Annotated in this window: 17 protein-coding genes; 8 read left to right on the top strand and 9 right to left on the bottom strand. The window is 39.5% G+C overall.

The annotated features are described in order from the left end of the window. The first annotated feature begins 107 nt into the window (after positions 1-107). Positions 108-740 (top strand): 7-carboxy-7-deazaguanine synthase QueE, encoded by a 633-nt coding sequence (locus E4661_RS01195; RefSeq protein ID WP_136464988.1) that lies wholly within the window; start codon positions 108-110, stop codon positions 738-740. 19 nt (positions 741-759) lie between these two features. Here E4661_RS01195 and E4661_RS01190 read toward each other — a convergent pair whose 3' ends face one another. Both E4661_RS01190 and E4661_RS01185 read right to left on the bottom strand, forming a co-directional pair. Then, complete coding sequence (locus E4661_RS01190) at positions 760-1,647, bottom strand: hypothetical protein (protein WP_136464987.1); 888 nt, start codon at positions 1,645-1,647, stop codon at positions 760-762. A 41-nt stretch (positions 1,648-1,688) separates the two neighbouring features. Beyond that, complete coding sequence (locus E4661_RS01185) at positions 1,689-2,399, bottom strand: class I SAM-dependent methyltransferase (RefSeq protein WP_136464986.1); 711 nt, start codon at positions 2,397-2,399, stop codon at positions 1,689-1,691. 102 nt (positions 2,400-2,501) lie between these two features. Between E4661_RS01185 and E4661_RS01180 the strand changes: the two genes are divergently transcribed. Both E4661_RS01180 and E4661_RS01175 read left to right on the top strand, forming a co-directional pair. Further along, complete coding sequence (locus E4661_RS01180; RefSeq protein WP_136464985.1) at positions 2,502-2,996, top strand: YkgJ family cysteine cluster protein; 495 nt, start codon at positions 2,502-2,504, stop codon at positions 2,994-2,996. 21 nt (positions 2,997-3,017) lie between these two features. Then, entirely contained in the window at positions 3,018-3,848 is an 831-nt protein-coding gene (locus E4661_RS01175; RefSeq protein WP_136464984.1) for a sterol desaturase family protein, read from the top strand. Here E4661_RS01175 and E4661_RS01170 read toward each other — a convergent pair. After that, positions 3,845-5,071, bottom strand: a complete 1,227-nt coding sequence (locus tag E4661_RS01170; protein WP_136464983.1) for an exo-beta-N-acetylmuramidase NamZ family protein — start codon at positions 5,069-5,071, stop codon at positions 3,845-3,847. The two genes, E4661_RS01175 and E4661_RS01170, sit on opposite strands and share 4 nt — an antisense overlap. A gap of 3 nt (positions 5,072-5,074) precedes the next feature. Between E4661_RS01170 and E4661_RS01165 the strand changes: the two genes are divergently transcribed. From E4661_RS01165 to E4661_RS01155, 3 genes are all read left to right on the top strand, one after another. Next, positions 5,075-6,316, top strand: a complete 1,242-nt coding sequence (locus tag E4661_RS01165; protein WP_136464982.1) for an ABC transporter permease — start codon at positions 5,075-5,077, stop codon at positions 6,314-6,316. A 161-nt stretch (positions 6,317-6,477) separates the two neighbouring features. Beyond that, entirely contained in the window at positions 6,478-7,458 is a 981-nt protein-coding gene (locus tag E4661_RS01160) for a PLP-dependent cysteine synthase family protein (RefSeq protein ID WP_136464981.1), read from the top strand. 3 nt (positions 7,459-7,461) lie between these two features. Continuing rightward, complete coding sequence (locus E4661_RS01155) at positions 7,462-8,241, top strand: aldose epimerase family protein (protein ID WP_136464980.1); 780 nt, start codon at positions 7,462-7,464, stop codon at positions 8,239-8,241. Between the two features lies 1 nt (position 8,242). Here E4661_RS01155 and E4661_RS01150 read toward each other — a convergent pair whose 3' ends face one another. From E4661_RS01150 to E4661_RS01125, 6 genes are all read right to left on the bottom strand, one after another. Then, a complete protein-coding gene (locus E4661_RS01150) occupies positions 8,243-9,604 on the bottom strand; it encodes an exonuclease domain-containing protein (RefSeq protein WP_136464979.1) in 1,362 nt (453 codons plus the stop codon). 84 nt (positions 9,605-9,688) lie between these two features. Continuing rightward, positions 9,689-13,015 carry a VCBS repeat-containing protein gene (locus E4661_RS01145; protein ID WP_136464978.1) on the bottom strand — a complete coding sequence of 1,109 codons (3,327 nt, stop codon included), beginning with the start codon at positions 13,013-13,015 and terminating at the stop codon, positions 9,689-9,691. A gap of 66 nt (positions 13,016-13,081) precedes the next feature. Next, positions 13,082-14,614, bottom strand: coding sequence for a RagB/SusD family nutrient uptake outer membrane protein (locus E4661_RS01140; RefSeq protein WP_136464977.1), 1,533 nt, complete (start codon positions 14,612-14,614; stop codon positions 13,082-13,084). A gap of 10 nt (positions 14,615-14,624) precedes the next feature. Beyond that, positions 14,625-17,942: a SusC/RagA family TonB-linked outer membrane protein gene (locus E4661_RS01135; RefSeq protein WP_168796304.1), complete on the bottom strand. Its 3,318-nt coding sequence runs from the start codon at positions 17,940-17,942 to the stop codon at positions 14,625-14,627. A 180-nt stretch (positions 17,943-18,122) separates the two neighbouring features. Next, positions 18,123-19,253 (bottom strand): FecR family protein, encoded by a 1,131-nt coding sequence (locus E4661_RS01130; protein ID WP_136464975.1) that lies wholly within the window; start codon positions 19,251-19,253, stop codon positions 18,123-18,125. A 116-nt stretch (positions 19,254-19,369) separates the two neighbouring features. Continuing rightward, positions 19,370-19,930: an RNA polymerase sigma-70 factor gene (locus E4661_RS01125; protein WP_168796303.1), complete on the bottom strand. Its 561-nt coding sequence runs from the start codon at positions 19,928-19,930 to the stop codon at positions 19,370-19,372. 310 nt (positions 19,931-20,240) lie between these two features. Between E4661_RS01125 and E4661_RS01120 the strand changes: the two genes are divergently transcribed. Both E4661_RS01120 and E4661_RS01115 read left to right on the top strand, forming a co-directional pair. Next, on the top strand, positions 20,241-22,262 hold the full coding sequence (locus E4661_RS01120) for an MGH1-like glycoside hydrolase domain-containing protein (protein WP_136464973.1): 2,022 nt from the start codon (positions 20,241-20,243) through the stop codon (positions 22,260-22,262). 4 nt (positions 22,263-22,266) lie between these two features. Next, a complete protein-coding gene (locus E4661_RS01115) occupies positions 22,267-25,299 on the top strand; it encodes an aminotransferase class III-fold pyridoxal phosphate-dependent enzyme (RefSeq protein WP_136464972.1) in 3,033 nt (1,010 codons plus the stop codon). The last annotated feature ends 4 nt before the right edge of the window (positions 25,300-25,303 follow it).

Genomic DNA, 25,303 nt, shown 5'->3' with positions numbered 1-25,303 from the left:
TCAATTTCCGATAAAAATAGGGTAATTTTAAGCAAATCTGAAACAGGAAATATAAACAATGGATTGGGGTTGATAAGTAATTGAACCATCCAACGTATCTTTGCACAATGGTTACGCAAGAGCTTACGGATTTGGTTGAAAAGGGGGTGATGCTTCCTTTAATGGAGGAGTTTTATACCATTCAAGGAGAGGGCTACCATAAGGGTACTGCTGCCTATTTTATAAGAATTGGGGGTTGTGATGTGGGTTGTCACTGGTGTGATGTGAAGGAAAGCTGGGATGCGGAAACCCACCCACCTACGGCTATAGAAAAGATTGTGGACAATGCTGCCAAATACTCCAATACCATTGTGATAACCGGTGGGGAACCGTTGACCTGGGATATGGGGCCACTAACGACTGGCCTAAAAGAGAAGAATTTAAACACCCATATTGAAACTTCGGGGGCTTACCCTTTAACGGGAACTTGGGACTGGATTTGTTTATCACCCAAGAAAAACAAGCTTCCCGAGCCTGAAATTTATGATGTGGCCAATGAATTAAAGGTAATCGTATACAATAAACACGATTTTGTTTTTGCCGAGGAACAAGCGGCAAAAGTCAACGAAAATTGTATCCTATATCTACAGCCGGAATGGAGTGTTCGTGATAAAATGATTCCCCTTATTGTGGATTATGTAATGCAGAACCCTAAATGGATTGTTTCTTTACAGACCCATAAGTATTTGAATATTCCGTAGACTGTCGGATGTTAGCGTTTTATCGACCTCCGTTGTTTTGAAGGTCTAAAATACATTCGGCATCTAAAACAGGTACTATGGGAAGCCCTTTCGAAGCTTGCTGTTGCAATAATTTCATCATGCTCATTCCAGATAAATTACAATCAGCATGCATTCCGTTTTTTGAGGTCAATCTCGAGTTTTTGTTAGCCACCCCAAATTGTAACTCGGCCCTCATTAAACACCCAGTTACATTACAGTGATTGTTACCTTCTTCATTGCCTTCATCATTGGTAGTGGTGTCTTCATGATCGTTGACAGGGGTAGTGCCAAGATTTACAAGCCCCAATAAATGTCCAAACTCATGGTTTAAAGTTGCACTTTCAACATCGGTCAAGCTTATTGAGACACTGCGACTTGCCAAATTTCTAATAGTGGATTCGTAAATGACCATAGAAGTGTTGCGGTAAACTGCCCCAAGTGTAACTAAGCCTTCATCTTCATCGTCACCTTCAGATGGGGAATTAGCAAAATAAATGTAAAGAGTCAAAGTTTTACCGTTGTTATAGGCTGTTCGGTTTTCACTTTCCAAATCAACAATTTCATCAAGCTCCAAAGTATCATCGTTGGGCGAGGGCAACGATTTGTATATAAACTCAATGTCCGTTTTGAATGTTGTTTCTCTTAAAAAAGTTTCAAAATTGGATATAGTTTGGGCAGTAGGTCGAAATCCGTCGACATAAGCAATTTCAATCAGCAATTTATCAAAATTGGTATTTGCCAAAAAATCATTTGCAGAGGCACCGGTGCCTAAAAGGTTTGCTTTTTTATCTACTGTGCCCGGTTCCGAAGTATCATCAGAATCCCTGGAACAAGCCAAAATGAAGCAGGAGCAGATTAATGAGTAAACAAGAATTTTCTTTTTCATGATAAATGCTGTTTAATGTAAACGTTTCATGGATGATTCTATTACTTTTTTACCGAAACTTTGGCTAAATAGTCGAAATGTTCCCCATAGTTTACAATTTCACAATTCATGTTATTGGCATTACAAGCATTTTGAAGGGTGTTGAAGTCAAGGTAAAGCCAAGGAAAAGGTAAGCCTTTTTGCCCTTTATATTCCATTTGAAAAGTCACTTCACCATAATATTGGTCACCATCGGGAATCCAATACCCTCCGTCGTCATCTTGTTCAAACATGTAAATAATATCGCTAGAATCCAATAAAATTTGCCCGTTTGGAAGTAACAAGGACTTCAAATGATTTAAAAAAACATCAATTTTATCAAGAGTTCCTGCCAAACCAATACCATTCATTAATAGGAAAATGGTATCAAAGCGCCCACCTTCGTAATCTAGAATGGAAGATTGAACAGTTGATTGTACCCCACGGTCTCTGCAAACGGCAATTGCACCTTTTGAACGGTCCAAAGCTGTAACATCCAACTCTTTGTTTTGAAGATATAATGCATGATTGCCTGCCCCGCAACCGACATCCAAGACCCTACCTTTACACAGTTCCAGTGCCTTTTGCTCCAATAGTGGCATTTTATCAAAACTTCTGAATAAATAGGGTAATGGAATGGAATCTTCCTCATCCAAAGAGGAATACGTTTTAATATCCTCCGTGTAGTTTCCGGCATGATAATCTTGCAAAGCTTGTCCAAAAATGTCCATCATTGACTATTTGAGTAACTTGAACGATGTCTAATCCATCACAAATATGGGACATTCATCACAACTAAAGGTTTAAGTAAAAGTAGTTTTTTATGTTTGTTGAGTATGGAAGAAATACTTGGACAATTGCCACAAAAGGCAAAGGAAAAGCATACGGAAAACAAAAAATTCTTTGCAAAGCTCAAAAAAAGGCCTTCAAAGAAGCTCGATTATATGATGCAGGAGCTGCATGAAGCTGAGTTTGAGCGGACGGATTGTTTGGATTGCGCAAATTGCTGTAAAACCACGGGACCGCTTTTTACCAATTCTGACATTGAGCGTATTGCAAAATTTTTTAAGCTGAAACCTTCACAATTTATAGATAGATATCTTAGAATTGATGAGGAAAATGATTATGTACTTCAGCAGGTGCCTTGTACTTTTTTGGGGAGTGATAATTATTGCTCCATTTATGAGGTTCGTCCAAAAGCTTGTCGAGAATTTCCACATACGGACAGGAAAAAATTTCATCAAATCAGCAATCTTACCCTTAAAAATGTGAGCATTTGTCCGGCTGCGTTCAATATTGTTGAAGCGATGAAAAAGAAAATAAGCGTTTAATCATTTCATATATTTGATAGTATGGAGCAACTTATTGCCTACTTTGAAACCATTCCGCCTTTGCACCGTAGCCTTATTTTGGTGGGTGGAATTACTTTTTTTTGGATTTTGGAGGGAATTGTACCCCTTTTCAATATCCCGTATAAAAAATGGAGGCATTCGGTCCCTAATTTCTTTTTCACGCTTACGACCATTATTGTCAACTTTCCATTGGCCTTTTTACTGTTGAAAACGTCAGATTGGGCGGTTGCCAACAATTTTGGAATAATTAACTGGTTGCCCGAAATGCCTTTATGGCTATATGTGGTTTTGGGTGTCATGCTTCTTGATTTGATAGGAGCGTATGCCGCCCATTGGGTAGAGCACAAGGTAAAACCACTTTGGATGGTGCATTTAGTGCATCACTCAGACCATAATGTTGATACCACCACAGCCAATCGGCACCACCCCTTGGAGAGTTTAATAAGGTATACATTTACTTTAATTGGTGTTTTTTTGGTAGGGGCTCCTATTGGAATCATTATGCTGTACCAAAGTATGTCAGTGGTGCTGTCACAGTTTAACCATGCCAATATTAAGCTGCCCAAAGGTGTTGATAGCGCTATAAGTTGGATTATAGTAAGCCCGGATATGCACAAGGTACACCATCACTATAAACTACCTTATACAGATTCGAATTACGGTAATATCTTCTCAATTTGGGATAGGCTTTTTGGTACTTTTATGACATTAGACCCCGATAAGATTGTTTATGGTGTGGACACTTTTCCAGATGAAAAGGAGAACAGCAGTATAATAGGGCTACTAAAACAACCTTTTCATAAATACCGTAGACCAACCACAGAGAACTAGTTGTAAATCAAGTATTTTTCTCTGATTTGCTTAAAATTCTCAAGTTCTTTTTGCCAAGATTGTTTTATTTCTGTTTCCGTTAGGCCAGCTTCAATTTGTTTTTGTAGTTGGTCTGTACCGGAATGTTTGGTAAACGAGTTCGTCCTAAAGAATTTTGTTTTATCCTGAGTGTTGTTATAGGCATCAATTACCCATTGTAGGGAGACTGAATCCATTCGCATATTCTCCGATAAGTCTTTGCCAAAACATTTTTTACCTTCTTCCTTCGGGTGTTTTGACCCAAAATTAGGTTTAGGGGTATACCTGAAGTCATACTTGGTACTATCCAAAAAAGAAGCTCCGTAGCGCTGAAATTGAAACTCCGTTCCGCGACCCGCATTTACATTGGTTCCTTCAAAAAGCCCCAAACTTGGATAAAGGTTGATGGAAATATCGTTGGGTAAATTAGGAGAGGGCCTTATGGGTAAATGATACAAGGAGTCATGTGAATAGTTTTCGAGTTGAACCACGGTCAAGTTCACCTTTTTTCCACTTTCCAACCAATTTTCACCGTTGATCATTTCGGCATATTCCCCGATGGTCATGCCATAGACCAAAGGAATTTCGGTCATGCCTAAAAAACCTGTGTTTTCCTCTTTCATTGTTGGACCATCCACGTAATGTCCGTTTGGGTTGGGCCGATCTAAAACTATCACTGGGACGTCATTTTCTGCACAGGCTTCCATGACCAACTGAAGCGTGGCAATGTAAGTGTAAAATCTTACCCCAACATCTTGAATGTCAAAAACGACTACATCAAGCCCGGACAGTTGATTTTCGGAAGGTTTTCTGTTTTTTCCATAAAGGGAAATAATGGGAAGTCCTGTTTTGGCATCAGTTCCATCCTTGACATGCTCCCCTGCATCAGCTCTTCCGCGAAAACCATGTTCTGGAGCAAAGACCGTTCGTATGTCAATCTTTAAAGAAAGTAAAGAATCTACCAAATGGGTGTATCCATTTTCTTTGAAGATTACACTGGTCTGATTGGCTACCATACCAACTTTTTTCGCTTTGAGCAATGGCATGTAGTCAAAAGTTCTATTGGCAGCGACAATTATTTCCGGTATTGAATCTTTTTTTGGGTTTTTGGCTACCGAACTATGGGATTTCCCCTCCTCTTTACACGATATCAACATTAAAACCAATAAGAAAATAGTACTTTTGAAGATAGATAAAATGGGCATCCGTTGAATTTAGAATTGTTTATTGCCAAACGCCTGATCACAGGCAAGGAGCATAAAATTAGCATTTCCGCACCTATAATAAAAATAGCCATTTCAGCTATTGCCATCGGTATTGTAATGATGCTCATTGCCATAGCTACCGGAGTGGGGCTTAAACATAAGATTCGCGAAAAAGTAGCTGCCTTTAACGGTCATATCCAGATTTCCAACTACGATAATAACAATTCGGAAGTTTCGGTGTCTCCGGTTTCCTTGGAACAGGAGTTTTACCCCGAATTTAAGGATGTTGGGGGTGTGGCCCATGTTCAGGGTGTTGCTACCAAAGGAGGTATTATACGAACTGAGGACACTTTTGAAGGCATGTTGGCCAAGGGTGTGGGTACCGATTATGATTGGGCCGTTTTCGAAGAATATCTAGTGGATGGAAGATTGCCCAATTATTCGGGGAAACTTAATAGTGAGGTATTGATTTCAAAAATCAAAGCCAATCTTTTGAATTTGAAAGTAGGGGATACCTTCTTTGCCATTTTCCTAAAGGAAAATGACCCTTCCAAGCCACCTAACAACCGAAAATTTGAGGTGGTTGGAATCTACGATAGTGGTTTTGAAGAATTAGATAGGGACATTGTATTTGTGGATATCCGCCATGTACAGCGTATGAACAAATGGTCAGAGGATGAAATAGGTAATTTTGAGGTTTTTCTAGAAGATTTTGATGCGATGGACACCAAGATTGCGGAAATTTATGATGAAACCCCGTCCGATTTAGATGCCATGAGCATTAAAACCAGGTACTTCCGGATTTTTGAATGGATAGGACTTTTCGATTTTAATATTGCCCTCATCATCGGAATAATGATTATAGTGGGAGGTATAAATATGATTACGGCCCTTTTGGTGCTCATTTTGGAGCGAACCCAGATGATAGGGGTCTTAAAAGCTTTGGGAGCGGAAAACTGGAGTATTAGAAAAGTGTTCTTGTACAATGCCGCCTATTTGATTTCAATAGGACTGCTATGGGGTAATGGGATAGGACTGATCATACTTTACCTTCAAGATAAGTTCAGACTTTTCAAGTTTCCGAATCCAGAGGAATACTATATCGAATACATTCCGGTATATATGGATATTCCCACAGTGCTGATGTTGAATTTAGGAGTGATGTTGTTGTGTTTATTGATGCTATTGGTACCCTCGTATATCATCACGAAGATTACTCCGGTGAAAGCGATTAAATTTGAGTAAGCTGATTATTTTTCAATAAATAAGGCTTAACCCTCAATTTCTTTTGGCACTAGTTGCTTATTGTTCAACTATTTTGAGCCCTTTTTCCATATAACTAATGGATTTTCAAAAATCCGTAGGACAAGAAATCCAACACCCCAAAAGATTATCTTTGTAATCCTATGGATTACGCTAATAACATTCTGGAAACCATTGGAAATACCCCTTTGGTAAAACTCAATAAGCTTACAGCAGAACTGCCATGTCTGGTATTGGCAAAATACGAGACTTTCAACCCTGGCAATTCCGTGAAGGACCGAATGGCTCTCCAAATGGTTGAAGATGCAGAAGCCGCTGGACTCTTAAAACCAGGAGGAACCATTATTGAAGGTACATCTGGCAATACAGGTATGGGACTTGCTTTGGCAGCTGTGGTAAAAGGGTATCGTATGATTTGCGTAATCAGTGATAAGCAATCCAAGGAAAAGGTAGATATTCTAAAAGCTGTAGGTAGTGAAGTATATGTCTGTCCAACAGACGTGGCTCCCGATGACTCTCAGAGTTATTATTCCACAGCAAGAAGATTGTCAGAGGAAATACCAAACTCATGGTACGTAAACCAATACGACAATCCCAGTAATACCAAAGCTCATTATTTAAGCACTGGACCAGAAATTTGGGAACAGACCGATGGTAAGGTAACCCATTTTGTTGTCGGCGTGGGAACCGGAGGCACGGTTTCTGGAGTCGGAGGTTATTTGAAGGAGCAAAATCCCAATATCAAAGTTTGGGGAATCGATACTTATGGTTCGGTTTTTAAGAAATATCACGAAACTGGGATTTTTGATGAAAATGAAATCTACCCTTATGTAACTGAGGGTATCGGAGAGGACATCCTTCCAAAGAATGTGAATTTTGATATCATTGACGGCTTTACCAAGGTAACCGATAAAGATGCTGCGGTGTACACTCAAAGGTTGGCCAAAGAAGAAGGTATGTTTTTGGGAAATTCGGCTGGTGCAGCCATTAAAGGACTCCTTCAGTTAAAAGAGCATTTCACCAAAGATGATGTGGTGGTGGTACTGTTCCATGATCATGGTAGCCGTTATGTGGGTAAAATGTTCAATGATGACTGGATGCGTGAAAAAGGATATATCGAATAAACTATGGTGCACTTAGCAAATGAAAGCTCAAAAGTGAGCATTGATAAAGGAGAGTTGGTGGGCTTACTTAATAAGGGTCACGAGTTTATACACCAAAAAGGAAGTCCGGGTTGGCGAAGTTCCGATACCGAGATGTTCCCGATAATTGGACCGGTTAATGAAGCTGAGTTCAAGGTCCAGACCCCAAGAGGCAAAGCGATTCAAGATCAGCATGGATTATTAAGGGAATTGGATTACGAGCTGATTTCAAAAACCTCCACATCAGCTTTTTTTAGAAAGAAATACGAAGCCGGCACCTTGGTGAAGAATTCAAAATTTCCAAAAAAATCAACAGAAGAATGGTTATCATGGCCATACAACTTTGAATTTGAAAAGTCTTTTGAACTCAAAGAAAAAGACCTTGAGGTCACTTTTAAAATTACTGGTGAACCGGGTATGCCTTTTATGTTGGGATATCATCCTGCGTTTAAGCTGTATGTTGAAAACCCTATAATTTCTTCAAAACAAAAGAAAATATCACTGGCAGAAGTGCTCGAAGTGGGAGGAAGGGCATTTCAGGTTGAAAATTGTGAATCCATTACCTTATCCGATAAACGCAATATAACCATTGAAACGGAAGGTTTTGGACAGTTTATGTGCTGGACAGAAGTTACGAACATGATTTGCATAGAACCGATTTCATTTTACCCATATTCGGTAAAACAAGACGAATTACGTGAAGGTTTTCAATTGATCAAAGAAGGTTCTAAGGCACTTTTCAAAGTGAGGTTAAAGCCAGATTGAGTCAAAGTACAAATGATTCCATTTTAGGCAACATGGATTCGACGATTCGTTGTGTCTCCAAGGTATTTTTTTGAGGAACAATGTGTGCTTCAATATCTTCTAAGGATGTTATGCTTTGTTGAATGTCTATAAACCCGTACCCTCTATACATGCCTTCATCGATAAGTACAAAGGCATTTTCATTGGAATCCCGTCCTTTTTCTTTAATGATTCTGATACCAGCTTGTTCCAATTTCATGTGTTGAATAGCAGCTTTCACCTTTTTGTTATAATCGGAAACAGATTCTTCGGAGGTGCAAATACCTTGGCAGGAGCTAATTTCATGGTGTGAGCATGAAGTATTTACTTGCTGCAAATGACAATATTTGGGGCAAAGTGCGAATTCTTTGCAAACAACTTCCAAGAAAGCCCTGCAATCGGTTTGGTTATAGAAAACTTTTATGGGATTGGGGATTCCCTTGATTACGTTGTATGCCAAATGCACAATGCCCTTTCTATCTTCATATTCAAAAATGGCGTATTGCTTCACAATCCTTTTTTGTGCACTATTGTATGGAGGAAACAGTTTTTTTATTTCTGCTGATTCCATGAGCAAGGCGACCAATTCACTGCCGGAAAGCTTAAAGTCAATTGAAGCCGTTTCACTACACATTCGAATTTCTTTGGTGCTCTTATCATAAAAATGGCCCAAAACTCGCTTTTTTAGATTGATGGCCTTTCCCACATAAATAATTTCCCCTTTTTGGTTTTTAAAATAGTATATACCTGGTTTTTGAGGAATATTATCAAAGGTCGATTTGGGCAAGTGAGGAGGCAGGGTGGCTTCTTGGCTTCTGGCATTCAAAAATTTCTTGATGAGCGTTTCTACATCAGGTCGGCCCAATAACTTTTTCAATAGTAAAACCGTTGCATGTGCATCTCCACGGGCTCGGTGTCTGTCTGTCAAAGGAATTTGAATCGCCGAACACAATTTCCCAAGACTATAGGAATGAAGGCCTGGAATCAATCTTCTGGACAATCTTACGGTACAGAGTTTTTTCCGCACAAAATCAACCCCAATTTGTCGAAATTCTTCCTTGATTACCCCATAGTCGAAGTTTACGGAATGCGCCACAAAAATGCAACCTTCGGTCATTTTAAGGATAGTTTCCGAAACTTGTTCAAATATGGGTGCATTTTGAACCATTTGGTCATCAATCCCGGTCAATCCAGTAATATAAAATGGAATAGGACATTGGGGGTTGATAAGAGAGGTATACTCGTCCACAATTTGATTTCCATCAAACTTAAAAATGGCAATTTCGGTAATCTTGTTGCCCTTAATTCCGTTACCAGAAGTCTCTATGTCAATAATGGTGTACAATACCTTAACCTTAAAATTGGAGATTGAAGTTAGGGATATTGTGAAAAGATGACAAACACCTCCTCTATTTTAAAAAAGGGATTGCTAATTGGTTATCAGTCGGAGTAAATCACTGTTTGAAGCTATCAGAATAGCATGTTTGTTTTGCGCTAGAGCAATCTGATGCATTTTTTTAACGTCGGTATTCAAGAAGATACCACTTTTTGTGTAGGGTAGGGGTTCAAAGGTTGAATCGCCATTTCCTTTCAAAAGCATTCCAATACCGGCATCGTTCCGAGGAGTTTCTACCTCGGATTGATATAGATTTCCAGCTACGAGCACATCTTTTAACCCGTCCTTGTCAAAATCAATGATTTGGATATCATTGATGGAGGAAAATTGAACCTCATTGGGCAATTGATGAAAGATAAAATCACCTCCCTTGTTTTCGATATATACGCTGTGAAAATTAGAAGCTTTATAGCTCAGGGCATCTTTTAAGGATTCGGCGCCGTACACATCGATAAGGTTGGCTTTTCCAAAACTATCGTAATCTGGAAACTTTTCTTTAATAAAGGGCATTTGGTTCGAGGAACATTCTCGGCCCCTTAAAGGGAACAGATCTCCCTGATTGTGGTAGCCCAGCACGATATCAATGCTGCCATTTTCATCAAAATCCTTGGCATGTATGGTAAACGGTTCTTCCTTAGTGGCCTTGTATTTATAATTTGCCCCAAGATTTCCTGCTATAAAGTCCTGATCCCCATCATTGTCAAAATCAGCAACGACAATGCTGAACCACCATCCGACATTTTCATCCAATAAGGTGTTTTCAACTTTTTCAAAGTTATTGTCCCCGTTATTTTTATAGATCTGGATGGGCATCCATTCTCCGGTAATGACCAAATCCACCAGATTATCTTGGTTGTAATCCGTCCAAACGGCATCAGTGACCATCCCCAATTGTTCAAGACCAGAAATTTGTTCCTCGCCCACTTCGACAAAATATCCTCCTTTATTTTCTAAAAGATAGCTTGTGGCAGGGAAGGGATATTTTCCTGGAACTTGTCTACCCCCGATAAACAAGTCTATTTTTCCATCGTTATTATAATCCTTTGGCTTTACTACGCCTCCAGAAGTATGCATTTTGGGTAATGCCTTTCTTGAGCGGGTAAATGTGCCTTTCCCATTGTTTATATAGAGACGATCTTGTAAAAATGGACTGTCGATTTCATGTTCATTACCGCCACTGACAACATACAGATCCATATCACCATCATTATCAGCATCAAAAAAATCAGCATCAATGTCTTCATGATTTTTTTCCTTTTGCCAAGTCCCATTTGCTTTTTCATTCGTAAATGTCCCATCGCTTGACTGAATATAGAGGCTTGCCGCATGTCCTAAGGCTCCTCCGATGTAAAAATCATCCAAGCCATCACTGTTCACATCAGCCACGGCCAAGGCAGGACCAAATTCAGACATCTTGTGGGGCAATAGACTTTCACGTTCAAAGTCGTCAAACTCATTTTCCACATGCGCATGGTCGAGTTGTGCGGCCTGTGTTCTATCTTGAAAAATGAAATGTTCCCCGTCTTCTCTTATTGGGTGCCCAGAAGAGCCTGCTTTGGCGTAATCCAAAGTGATTTTTCTATTGATTTTTAGGTTTTCCATCTTTTGGGTTTTGCCATCGGGCCAAACCACCGACAAGCTATCAATGGTATTGTTTCCCAATCCAAAATGAAGGATTTCGGAAACGGATGATTGATAGCCTCGGGTCAATTGCTGTTCTCGAAGCATGGGTTGGCCACCGATCCAAACGGTTATTTTGGCACCGATGCCCTTAGTGTTGGTTTTAGGACCCTTCAATACAACTTTTAAATGATTGTTATCTTCATGGATCTCACTAGCATTATTTCGATAGATATAAGCTGATTCGTCAACATTATTGACCACAATGTCCATGTCACCGTCATCGTCGAAATCGGCATAAGCGGCCCCGTTGGAATAGGAAGGTTTGCTAAAATCCCATGCTTTGCTAATATTGGAAAAGGTCAAGTTTCCATTATTCTTAAAAAAATAGTTGGTTGAAGCTCTATTGGGTGTCTTGTTTATTAATTCTAAAACCAACTCTCCGTAATCTTCTTTTTTGTCATAGGCACTTTTTACTCTTTCTTTTTTAAAGCGATTATAATCGTTGTTCATGAAATCCCTTTTTAGGCCGTTGGCTATAAAGACATCCAACAGTCCATCATTGTCAAAATCAACGAAAAGAGGGGCCCAGCTCCAGTCGGTATTGGAGACGTTTGCCAAGTGGGATATTTCACTAAAAGAAGGTTCTTCCGAATCAATTCCATTGTTGAGTTGCAGGGAATTGAACATGTATTGTCTATGAAACCCATTTTTAATGGAGTGTTCGAATTTTTCGACACTCATACCACTCATACTGGTCTTGATGCCATAATTGTCTTCGGAGACCATATCGACAGTGAAAATATCTGTTTTGGTGTCATTGTTAAAGTCAGCGATATCCAATCCCATCGAAAAATAGGATATATGCTTTGTAGACTTTTTAATTTTATCGCTAAAACCTTGATGCACTCCATTTTTTATGCCCAGGTTTATGTACATGTAGTCATGCTCTAAAAAATCGTTGGAGACATAGATGTCTTGCCAACCATCTCCGTTCAGGTCACTTGTAACTACTCCAAGACCACAACTAATAGGGTTTGACGTTATGCCCATATTTTGGGATTCTTTATAGAACCCATTATCGTTTATTAGGAGTTTATCTCCCACTAGGGCATCATATTTCTTTTTAAGGGTGAAATCACCATCTGCTTCTTCCAGTCTGATGCTGTGATTGAGTTGGTACATATCCAAATCCCCATCATTGTCAAAATCAAAGAATATGGATTGGGTTGTGTATGAACTTGTGTTCAATCCATACTTAGCGGCACTTTCTGTAAATGTTAGATTGCCATTGTTGATGTAGAGTTCGTTGGCTCTTTTTTGCTCTCTAAATTTTCCAGATTTTGAAACATAAATATCGAGGAGACCATCATTATTCACATCGACCATGGTTACTCCTGTGGTCCAACCGGCATTTCCTGATACACCTGCCGATTTTGTGATGTCCTCAAATTCTAAATCACCTTTGTTAAGGTAGAGTTTGTTTTTATATATATTGGCGGTAAAGTAAATATCGGGAAGTCCGTCGTTGTTAATGTCACCTACTGCCACACCGCCTCCATTGTAGAAGTATTCATATTCCATACTGTTCATTTGAATACCTTCGGTGATTGTGTTTTTAAAGGTGATATTGGTCTCTTCCGGCGTTAGCAGTGTAAAAAGATCAGTTGGTGTTTCTGACTTTTTACAGGCCGTTAAAAACACAATGAAAATGAAAAGTAAGGTTTTGGCGTTGTTCATGTTATAAAACTTAAAAAGTATCCTGACATAAAAAGTTAGCCAGGATACTTTACTTTAACTAAACTATTAATCTATATTGGGGTTGTTCAACTTTTCATCAGCAGGGATGGGTAAAAATGCATCGTCTGCAAAGTTGAAATTACTTGCCCCAGTTTTTCCTGAATTGGTAATGGCATCGGTCATTATAGCCTCGCCCCATCGCCTCAAATCATAAAAACGCTGTCCTTCCAACGCAAACTCAACAGCCCTTTCGTGCATAATTTGTTCACGTATGCCTTGTTGGCCTGTTGCCGTTGTCGGAGGTAAAAATGCCCTTTCCCTAACTTCATTAATATAAGGCAATGGATCTCCCGAACCAGACTCGTTAAGTGCTTCTGCATACATAAGTAGTACATCGGCATACCGCATTAGCGGAGTGTTAATGTCCGATCTCCAGCTATTAGGATAGAGCTCATCTCTGTGCAAAAACTTTTTCCACCCGGGTTTGTCACTATCTACACCGAACACATCTTCATAGGTGTCACCATAAATCACCACGTCTTCATCATTGAAGAAGATTGAACCATAGCTACGGTCATCGAACTTGTTCAAACCGGAATTGGCTCCTATCTCAATAGAAATACGTCCTTCGGATTTCATTTCAGCCAATAATTTTTGAGTAGGCAACATAGCCTCCCAGCCTCCCATTTCACTAGCGGCAAAGTTGGGAATACCAGCGTAAATCACATTACCCCCATTAACCTCATTATATGTGTAGGCTATATCGAATATGGTTTCGGTATTGTTTGGATTTGTAGCTTCGTTACTTACATCAAATAATGAACTAAAATCGTCCACAAGTTCATATACGCCAAGGTCAATAACCTGTTTCAACGTTGTTGCGGCACTATTCCAATCCAGCTGATTTAAATGTGATTTTCCCAAAAAAGCCAATGCGGCTCCTCTTGTGGCCCGTCCTCGATTGATTGCATCATAGGAAACGGGTAGGTCGGCAGCTGCTTCGGTAAAATCCTTTTCAATGGCATCCCATGCATTTTCCCTTGTTGATAAAGGTTGCGATAATTCATCAGCCACTTGAGGAAGGAAATCGAAAATCACAATTTGTTCCCAGTTCATCAATAGTCTGAAGTGGAAATAGCCTCTTAAAAACTTGGCTTCTGCGATAATTTGCTGTTTGGCATCGGATGGTATTTGCTCATCCGTCATAAGCCCTACATTATATATGACCTGATTGGCTGCGTTGATGCCTCTATAGCTGCTATCCCAATAGGTCTTCATTCGAGTGTTATTGTCCACTACACTATAGGTGGAAAATGCATTTTGATCTGGATAATTCGCTATCACATCAGCACCGGATTTTGTCATATCCGACCTGAAATTTTCTACAACATAGTTTACTTCCGTATGACTCCAAGTACCTCCGTTAAGGCGCTGGTATGCTGTTGTTAACGCTAAACTGGCATTGGTTTCATTTTCCCAATAGTTATCAGAGTTTAACTCATCCAATGGCTCTTTGACCAAGTCCTCTTCACTACAACTGGTAAAGGCAAATGAAACCATTACCATTGCTACTGCCAAAATATGTTTGTAATTTTTCATCTCTTTTTTTTTAAAAATCAACTTGAATCCCTAGCAATGAGGTTTTAATGTTTGGATAGCTTACAAAATCAGTTCCTGCGTTCAATGTGCCGCCAATTTCTGGGTCAATACCAGAATAGTTAGTAATTGTAGCAACATTTTGTAAACTCAGGTACAATCTTATCTTTCCAATATTCATTTTATCCGTGACATTCGATGGTATAGTATAGCCAAGTTGGATATTTCTAAACCTTAAATAAGATGCGTCTTCCAAAAACCTAGTCGAATTTCTTGAACTATTCTGATTAGGATCGCCTAGTACTGCTCTTGGAATACTGGTGTCAGTATTGGAAGGAGTCCAAGAATTTAAGCCTGAAACCAGATAGTTTCTATAATTATCGTTGGCTTCATAGTTCTGTCTTATGGTGTTAAATGCTTTTTGGCCAAAAGCTCCATACAATTGAACATAAGCATCAAAACCTTTATATTCCCCGGATAAGTTAAGACCCAAGGTGATTTTTGGGATTCCAGACCCAGCATACACCAAATCATCATCGTTCAACTGGCCATCCCCATTAACATCGCGGAATCTTATATCACCAGGTTCTGCTGCAGGTTGAATTGAATTGCCATCTACACTATGGGCATCTACCTCAGCCTGGGTTTGGAAAATTCCATCAGCTTGGTACAAGAAAAATGCGCCTATGGGATAACCCAATTTAGAAATGTTGGCAGGACTACCATCCAATGTGGTGTCATCACCAGTATAAATATCAGTTTCCTTATTGGTTTTGGTAAGTTCATTTTTGTTATGGGATAGAACAAGTCCTAAATCATACCGAAATTCTCCCGAGTTGTTCTTATAGTTAAGCTCCATCTCGATACCTTTATTCTCTACATCGCCACCATTGATATTGATTGGATTAACTCCTGAAGAATTTGCAGGGACCGCTGGAATAATCATATCCTCGGTATTCCTTTGATAATAGTTGATAGCTCCTGTCAATCGATTGTTGAACAGGCCGAAATCAAGACCGGCATTTATGTTGATTGTGGTCTCCCATTGTAATTCAGGGTTTGGAAAATCTCTAAAGGTAACCCCAATGGATTGCTGTTCTCCAGTTCCAAAAGGGTATCTAAATCCAGAAACAGTATTTACCGCATAATCATAGGCTCCTAAATTGGACTCGCTACCCAATCTTCCCCATGATCCTCGTAACTTTAAGAAGTTAATTATCTCAGAATTAAAGAAATCTTCACTGCTAATTTTCCATCCCGCAGCTACCGATGGGAAAGTACCATAGCGATTGTTTGCACCAAACCTTGAAGATCCATCCCTTCTAACTGTACCTTGTAAAAAATAACGGTCATTATAGCTATAATTGATACGTCCATAAACAGAATTTCTAACAGTTTCCCAACCAGAGCCATAACTATTACGAACACCACCACCACCAGCATCCAAAGTGTTGAAATTAGGATCAAGAAAACCTGTTGGAACTTCTGTACCATCTTCCAACACTTCTTTACCTTCTACTGAACCTCCAGTCCAATCAAAAGAGATTTCTTGACTTGAAATACCAGCAAGAACACCTAGGGAATGCTCTCCAAATGTTTTGTCGTAGTTTAAAAAGCCTTCGTAGTTGGTCTGTTGATATTTTGATGTATACTGCTCCAAATAGTGAAATTCCACCTCTCTTTTGTTGGAAACCTGGTGTGGTCTAACTCTTTGATAAGGTGATCCAAGATTACTTACGGACCCCCCAGTAGCATTTTCAATACCTGCTCTTCCTGTTAATTTTAAGCCATCAATGATGTCCAAGGTGGCAATAAAATTGGTCACTAAATTCTGCTCTCTACCTGTATTGTCATTGTAAAAATCTTCTCCAATAGGGTTGGTGTGATCAGGAACTCCATTGTAGTCATCATCAGAGATAAACCCAAAACCTGAAGGCTTTGAAGAATCCCTTACTGGAACTATGGGCATAAGTTGGTAAGCTCTGTTCAGAAAACTTCCAAAAATGTCATCATCGGTTTGCACAAAGAAAATGTTGGCACCGAGTGACAATCGTCCCGTGGTTCCGTTGACCTTTACCCGAATTTGCTGCTTTTTTCTTTCCTCACCTATTAAAATCCCTTCCCTTTTGTTAAGTCCAGCAGAAGCCAAAAAATTAAAGTTTTCGGTTCCTCCGCTGATGGTAAGGTTGTGGTTAACAATTGATCCATTATCGAAGAGTTCGTCAATCCAATTGGTATCGGTAGTAAAGTTTTCATTGATATAAGTTGGCGCTGAACCGGGTGATGAGGCTTCAATTTTACGGGCCATCTCCAAATATTGTTCCGTATTTGCAAAATTGAGCGTGTTGTTGATTCTGTCAATACCATAAAAAGAACTGTACTGAACACTTACCTTACCCGCTTTTCCGGATTTGGTAGTGACCAATACTACACCGTTAGCAGACAATGATCCATAAATAGCAGCAGCAGCACCATCCTTTAAAACCTCTATACTTTCAATGTCGTCAGGGTTTAATAAATCAAAATTCCCCTGAACACCATCTATAATGATCAATGGGGCATTTCCTCCAATAGATCGGAATCCTCTAATGTTAATAGCTGCTCCAGCACGAGGATTACCTGTGCTCCTGCGAACTACCAAACCCGCTATATTACCTTGTAGACCATCCGCAGCAGTACTTGTTGCAAACTTTTTGACCTGAACTCCATCTACAGAAGATACCGCTCCTGTTAAATCTGATTTTTTCTGGGTACCGTAGCCTACCACAACCACTTCATCTAACCCTTGGGTATCTTCCTGAAGAGTGACATTGATGTTGGTTTGACCATCTACCGGAACTTCCTTGGTCAAAAAACCTAGATAACGGAACACCAAAGTACTACCTGAATCTACATCGATGGTATAATTTCCGTCAAAGTCGGTCTGTGTTCCCACCGTTGAGTTTTCCTTGACCGTTACACTCGCCCCTGGTAAAGGACTACCGTCTTTATCAGTGACCGTTCCAGTAACGGTTTGTTGAACTTTGACTACTTTGGGAATCACAGGCTCTGGCAATTTGGTCAATAAAATGGAGCCATCTTGCGATAATTGATAGTCAAAATCTGCAAAGGATAAGGTTTTTTGTAAAAGACTGTTTATTCTGGTTTTCCCTTTTTTTACCTTTACCTTGGGAGCATCAACAAATAAATCGGACCTGTAGATAAAAGAATAATCTGTCTGTTCACGAATAAGATCAAAAACTTCTTCTACTGAAAGCTCTTCTGTAGCTTTAATTACGATTTTTTTGTCTTGTGAGAATCCAATTTTGGTCGTAAAACCAAAGGCCGTCATGCAAAATAAGAATATGAATGCCCTCATAATAAAACATAATAGCTTATTCCTATATAAAATAGGCAGCCTAACAAATTTTGTTTTCATAAATTTGATTGCGTTAGTTAGTTAATATTTAATTAATTAATCGATACGAGGATGGAAGTTTAAATTGTCCAGGTCTAAGCTCCATCCTCTTTTTTATTCTACCATAATTGTTTTTCCTTTAGTTGTTAATTTCGCTTCGTTCGTATTTTGTATTATCAAAAGGATATTTTCCAAATCCTGATTTCTATTGAAAACACCATTAAAAGTGACTTTCGCCGCTTTTTGGTTCACAATTTCTACATCAACATCGTACCATCTAGAAAGTACGGTCATGATACTGCTCAGAGGCATGTTTTTAAAACTGAACAGACCATTTTTCCAGGAAATTACATTACGGACATCTGCCTTTGCAATGTTGATTTCACGTGACTCCTTGTTTATTGTAGATTGATACCCCGGAGTCAAATTACTTATGGTTTCCCCATTTCGGATAGCGACTTTTCCGTTGACTAGCGTGGTTTCAATAAAGGAATCTTCTTTGAATGCCCTTACATTGAATTCTGTTCCCAAAACATCGACTTCTTGTCCTTGGGTAGCGACCAAAAAATGGGTTCCGTTGTTTTGGGTGCTGGGAGATACTTCGAAATAGGCCTCACCATACAATAACTCAACTTTTCTAGGACTGTTCTGGGCAAAGGTCACAGGATACCTCAATTCAGAATCCGAATTTAGCCAAACCTTGGTGTCGTCCGATAAGACCAAATAAAATTGCCCTCCTCTAGGAATGGTAAGCGTGTTATATTTTATAGTTTCCGCATTATTGGCACCGGCTTTATAGACCAATTCTTTGCCATTACTGGAAACCGTTTGTGTGTTGTATGCCTTTCCTTGCTCTAATGGAACTTTGGTGCCGTCTTCCAGCGTAAGGGTGGCTTTATCAGAGCCAATTTCAATTACGTTATCCACTACATTTATTGTAGGTTGTGGAGTAGATTCTTCTTGTTCGGAAATGATAAAGGGAAGGCTTAACAAGGCTAAAATAACCGCGGCCGCGGCATATTTCCAGTATTTAAAACCTCCCTTTGGCGAATTCATTTTTGAATTGATTCGCTCCCATCCTTTTCGGATGTCAATCAGGTTTGGAGATTTTTTCAGGTAGCTTTCCTGAACCTTTTCGAAATAGGATTGATGAATTTCGGATTCGGAAATCCAATCATTAAAAATCTGTTCCTCCTCCGCTGTAAGATTATTATTTAGTTTCTTGAGAATTAACTTAAACTCCATTATAAATTCCGCTTGCTTTCTTTGAAGACAATCAAAATCTTAAAATGGGTGACAAAAAAATGATAAAAATTTAAAAATAGTGGGACAGAAAAGCGGATATGGTAATAAAATCAGGGTTATTGTGCCATAAATAAGGTTATTACGCATACCATTTGTTGGGCTATTTTTACCTTGGCCCTTTTTAGTTGGGTTTTTACAGTGTTTACGGAAATACCCAATTCTTCTGCTATGTCAACATACTTATAATTTTCTATAAATCGCATTTTTACGATCTGTTGCATTTTGGAAGGCAAACCTTCCACCACTTTCAATAATTGATGATGAATAATTTTAAGGTCTTCATCCGAGAAAAACTCCAGGTTGTAATCCGAGCTGATCATAGACTGCATATCAAGCACCTTGGCATCATCCGTAATTTTTATGGTTTTTAGAAAATTCAGGCATTTGTTTCTTACCATGGCATACAAATACCCCTTTAAGGAGGTTTTGATGTCCATGTCCGCGGCTTTTTCCCAAATATGGATAAATACCTCTTGGACTATATCCTCGCTCCAACCTTGGTCAAAAAGATAGCTGTTGGCATAATGAACCAATTCCTCGTATGTGTCCTCAAAAAACTTTTTGTAGACAAACCGATTTCGGCTCTTAATTTCCTTTAAAATTGAATTCGAATCCAAAATTGTTACAAGCTAATTGACTTGGTTAAAACTACGGTTAAGGGCAACAGGTTCGTCAATTGGAAAAGCAGGGGAATTTTGAGGTATTTTAAATCTGTTCAATATTTCAGTTTTAAAAATAGACAATATTAAAAGTATGAATTAACAATGATTTAATTTATCTCCCTTTGTTAAAATGGTTTTTTTTGTACATTGGTGGTGTCCAAAAAAACAACGATTGTTCTTTTCGTTGTATTTTATCATATCGTTCGTATAGTTTTTGAAGGAATTTTCATCCTTGTATTCAAATCATTTATATGACAGATAGCTTATGGACAAATATTATTTCCCGTGCTTTGTAATGATTCTTTTTCTCTTCAACTGCGGGCAACCAAAAGTTGAAAGAGAATCCCGCCATACGCGCCACGTAGGTAGTGCAAAAAACGTTTTGGATTATGTAGGTACACCGACAAAACCAAGGGACCGGGATATGTTGATGTTTTCTGACCAAGGAGCCTGGTTTGGCTATAGCATGCCAAAGAACATAACCGGAGGGGGATTTTCAGGGCCCTTTTTAATGACCCAAGAAAATGGGGTATGGTCAAGTTCAAATCTTATACAATTCCAACTTACCACAAACAACGGCCACAAAACGATAGATTGGAAAGATGCCTTAGTGACCCAAAAGAGCTTTTCAAGTCATTTAGAGCAAGTTTTTACGGATTCAGTTTTAGGAGTTTGGCAACAACTGGTGTTTCTTTCCGGACATACGGCCGTTCAACGCACGGTTGTAACCAATAAATCGGAAGATCCCATAACCCTTAAAGCGCATTATCATGGGGAGCTTTTTGATATTGGAATAACGATGTCTAAGGAGGATAACCTTCTTAAACTTATTTCGAGTAAGAGTGATGCGGTTGGATACATTCAATTTTTGGACGAGGAAGTGAATATTTCCATAGGGAATGGAAATTCTTATAAGTTGAATACTGAGGATTTTGTTTTGGAACCTGGGGATTCGAAATCCTTTCTAGTATCCCAAACTTTTATTTTTCCTGAATATTTTTGGGAAAAAGAAAAAGAAGCCATTTTAAAGATTGACTTTGATTCGCTTTTGAAAGCTCGACAAATTGAAAAAGAAGATGAACTTAAAAGTTTATGCTTAGAACGAAAAGATGTTTTTAAAGACAGCATATATCACCAATTATTATCCAAAGCGCACCTTACACTACAAAATAATTGGAGGATTCCGGCTGGGGAGCTGAAACATCAAGGACTTTTTCCAAGCTATCATTACGAATGGTTTCACGGGTTTTGGTCCTGGGATTCTTGGAAACATGCAGTAGGACTTGCACTTTATAACCCCGAACTGGCAAAGAATCAGATGAGGGCCATGTATGATTTTCAAAGCGAAAATGGTTTTATAGTGGATTGTGTGTATCGAGATACGACCATCGAGGCTCATAATTATCGAGATACTAAACCTCCTCTTTCGGCTTGGGCTGTTGTAAAAATAATGGAGCAGGATTCGGATACCAGTTTTGTTCAGGAGATGTATCCGAAGCTAAAAAAATACCATAATTGGTGGTACGTAGACCGTGATCATGACCAAGATGGGCTATGCGAATATGGCTCTACCGATGGAACCATAATTGCAGCTAAATGGGAAAGTGGCATGGACAATGCCATTCGCTTTGATGATTCCAAAATCCTCAAAAATTCAGAAAATGCGTTTTCCTTAGATCAGGAAAGTGTGGATTTGAATGCCTACCTATATGCCGAAAAGCTATATATGGCCACTTTGGCCGAGTTTTTAAAGAAAAATGAAGAGGCAGTAAAATGGAAAAGTGATGCCAGCATGTTGAAAGAGCGTATCCAAAAACAATTTTTTAATGAAGAAGATGGCTGGTTTTACGATACCAATCTAAAAGGTGATACTTTTATAAAAGGAGCCGGAAGCGAAGGATGGATTCCGCTATGGGCTAAAGCAGCTACAGCGGAGCAAGCAGATGCAATAAAGACCAGAATGATGGACCCCAAAAAGTTCTATGTAAAAGTGCCTTTTCAAACCATGTCTGCCGATCATCCAAAATTCAACCCTTTAAAAGGATACTGGAGAGGTCCTAATTGGTTGGACCAGGCGTATTTTGGAATTAAAGGGTTGCGAAACTATGGATTTGATAAGGAGGCGGATGAGGCCACGGTGAAATTATTGAATGGAGCTGAGGGGCTTTTCGACATAGGGTCACCCATTTATGAAAACTATCACCCTTTGACTGGAGAAGGACTTAATGCACCCAACTTTAGTTGGAGCGCGGCTCATATATTAATGTTGCTGACAAAAGATAAATGACCAAATGGAATATTTGACATTGAGAATCACACCAGAACAGGCTGAAAAAATTCTTTTACAGTTGTTTAATGTTGAAGGAAAAGCATCTTCCTTACCAGGTGAAGTCGATTTTAATTTTAGGATAAAAACGACAAAAGGAGATGGTTATATCCTTAAAGTTTCCCGTGTTGATGAGGATGTGGCCTATCTGGAATATCAGCAACAATTGTTGCAATATGTTGAGGAGAAAGGGGAGGGATTGATTTCTCCTGTCGTTGTCAAGGACAAAAATGGAAAGACCATTTCTGAATATACCGATGACCAGGGGAATATCAGAAAAGTTCGTCTGCTAAGTTGGATTCCAGGACGCATTTGGAGCAGGGTAAATCCGCAATTGGATAAATTACGTTTCAACCTGGGTGAACAATGCGGATTATTGACCACTGCCTTACAGGGATTTGATCATCCCGAAGCTAACCGAGATTTTGAATGGGATGTGGCCCAAGCTTTATGGACAAAACAACATCTTGATTTATTTAACCAGGAAGAAAGGGAAATACTCTCCCGTTTCATTGAGCTGTTTGAAAATTGCCAAGATAGATATGCAAAGCTTCGAAAGTCAGTAGTTCACAATGATGCCAATGATAATAATATCATAGTCACAAACGATTTGATTGACCCGAAAGTAAATGCTTTTATCGATTATGGCGATGCGATTCATACCCAAATCATCAATGATGTGGCCATTGCTTGTGCCTATGCAATCATGAACCATAATGATGCATTGGATGCTGCATTGCCCATAGTAAAAGGATACCATTCTACCTTCCGGTTGCAACAGGAGGAGTTGGAGCATTTGTACGTGGCTATTGCCATGCGATTGGTCATTTCGGTGACCAAATCTGCCTTGAACAAAATCAAAGAGCCGGACAACACATATTTATTGGTCAGTGAAAAACCGGCTTGGGAAGTACTTAGAAAGTGGTTTAGAATCAATGCTGATTTTGCCCATTATAGTTTCCGTGAAGCTTGTGGATTTGATGCACACCCTCAAAAAGAGAAGTTCGATCATTGGGTTCAGAAAAATAACTTCACTCTAAAAACCTTATTTCAAACTGCACTTGGCAACGATGTTTTCCAAGTAGATTTAAGTGTCTCAAGCCTGTGGGTGGGGCATCAAGAAGAGTTCAATGACCTGGAACTACTTCAATTTAAGTTCGACAGACTTCAAAAAGAACATCCCGATAAAGTCATTGCAGGAGGATATTTGGAACCCAGGGCGCTTTATACTTCCACATCGTATGACAAGGTTGGGAATAGTGGTCGTGAAAGCAGAACGGTACATCTTGGGGTCGATTTTTGGTTGCCCCACGATACTCCCGTACATGCCCTGTTCGATGGAGAGGTTGTGACCGCTATCAATGATGAAGGAGACAAGGAATACGGAGGACTGGTTATTTTAAAACATAGTTTTGAGGAGCTTGAGTTTTATACCCTTTATGGACATTTATTTCCTGAAAGTGCCACTAAAAATACAGTTGGAGACCAGATAAAGCAGGGAGAGCGTATAGGGGTTTTAGGGAATTTTCCCGAGAATGGAAACTGGGCACCACATCTTCATTTTCAAATTATGTTGTCGATGCTTGGTTATAAAAACGATTTTCCAGGGGTAGCCTATCCTAATCAGCTATCCGTTTGGAAAGATTTATGTCCGGATCCCAATCATCTTTTCAAGCTAGAAAATCTGACACCACCGAAAAGAGAAGATAACAAATCTGTCATCGACTATAGAAAAAAGCATCTAGGCAAGAGCCTTAGTCTTCAATATAAAATACCCCTCAAAATGGTTAGGGGCTCAGGTCAATATTTGATAGACCAACATGGCCGAAAATACCTGGATACCGTGAACAATGTGGCCCATGTCGGACATGAAAACTATGCTGTGGTAAAGGCCGGACAAGACCAAATGGCTTTGCTCAACACCAATTCACGCTATTTACATGAAAATGTCAATGCCTTGGCGGAAGAATTACTTGAAACCCTTCCACCGGAATTATCCGTTCTTCATTTTGTGAATTCTGGGAGCGAGGCCAATGAACTGGCCATTCGAATGGTCAAGGCGGTAACCGGGGAAAGGGATATCATCGCTTCAGAAGTGGGGTATCATGGCAATTCCAATATGTGCATCGATATCAGCTCCTATAAATTTGATGGAAAGGGAGGTTCCGGTGCTCCAGAACATACCCATATTTTTCCATTGCCTGATACTTTCCGCGGAAAACATAGAGGAAAAGACACCGGAAAACTGTATGCGGAAGAAGTACAGTTTCAAATTGAAGCCATACATGCAAAGGGCAGAGGTGTTGGCGCATTTATTATAGAACCTATCATCAGTTGCGGAGGTCAGATAGAGCTCCCAGAAGGATTTTTAACCTTGGCCTACGAATATGTCAGAAAAGCTGGAGGATTATGTATTTCTGATGAGGTTCAAGTCGGCTGTGGACGTATGGGTAAAACGTTTTGGGGCTTCCAACTGCACAATGTAATCCCGGATATTGTTACCATAGGTAAACCCTTAGGTAATGGTCATCCATTGGCCGCCGTCGCATGTACCCCAGAGGTGGCTGAAAAATTTGCTAATGGGATGGAGTATTTCAACACTTTTGGAGGCAATCCCGTATCCTGTGCAATAGGAGCTGAAGTGCTTCGGACTGTGAAAAGAGAAAAACTGCAGGAAAATGCCCTTACCGTAGGGAACTTCCTTAAGAAAGAATTGGAAAAATTAAGCCGTGATTTCCCCATTATAGGTGATGTTCGGGGACAAGGACTCTTTTTGGGTTTTGAATTGGTAGATACCACTTTGAATCCCATGGGGGATAAAGCCGAGCATCTGGCCAACCGTATGAAAGACCATGGGATATTGATGAGCACTGATGGACCTGACCATAATGTCCTTAAAATAAAACCTCCGATAGTTTTTTCCTTGGAAAACGCCAAAGAACTGATTCTTTATTTGAGAAAAGTTTTTGAAGAGGATTTCATGCAAACTTCAATTTAAAACC

It is taken from the genome of Flagellimonas onchidii (genome assembly GCF_004804315.1).
Lineage (GTDB): Bacteria > Bacteroidota > Bacteroidia > Flavobacteriales > Flavobacteriaceae > Flagellimonas > Flagellimonas onchidii.
Note: the sequence above shows the minus strand (reverse complement) of the source record. Positions and strands in the feature narration are given on the sequence as shown.